At 60.6% G+C, this 639-nt stretch carries 1 pseudogene; it reads right to left on the reverse strand.

The annotated features are described in order from the left end of the window. Positions 1–332: pseudogene (locus tag KDH83_RS31135) on the reverse strand (hypothetical protein); the annotation flags it as partial. Between the last annotated feature and the right edge of the window lie 307 nt (positions 333–639).

Genomic DNA, 639 nt, shown 5'->3' on the forward strand with positions numbered 1-639 from the left:
GTGCCGTGCACGAGGGGGAAGATCACGGCGATCTGGCCCAAGGCCGGCGCCGCGCCGCCGGCGCCCACCAGCTGGCGTTCCTGCTTGCCAGGCACCAGCGCGACTTCGACATTGCTTCGGTTCAGCGCGATCAGGGCGGGATCCTCGGCATGCAGCAGATAGTTCGAGGCGTCGTTGACGTGCCACTGGCCCTGCTTGTCGATGCCGATCAGCACGGCTTCGTAGCGCTCCTTGTCCAGCGCGTCGACGATGTTCCTGGCCGATTGCAGCGACACCTCATGCTCCGCCGACTTGCCGCCGAAAATGATGCCTACCCGGGTCTTGCCGCTCATTGCCGTTCGTCCTTTTCTCGTATAGGGGAATTTTATCGGAGCGGCATATTATCCCCGCGCGCCGGCGGGCGGATGCCGGATCTTGCGCATTGTGATGAAGTGCACAGTCCTGTTTCAACATAGACAATCTTTTCTAGAAAAGTTATTCTAGAAAAAATGTTCTAGATAAACCCTCGCTTTCCCCGGAATCTCGCCATGCCCGCCAAGTCGCCTCCCCCCGCCAAACCCACCAGCGCCGAACTCGATGTGTTGCAGGCCATCTGGGAAACCGGGCCCGCCACGGTCAAGCAGGTCCATGCCCACATGG

Origin of the sequence: Achromobacter sp. Marseille-Q0513 (genome assembly GCF_018195695.1) — a bacterium.
GTDB lineage: Bacteria > Pseudomonadota > Gammaproteobacteria > Burkholderiales > Burkholderiaceae_B > Achromobacter.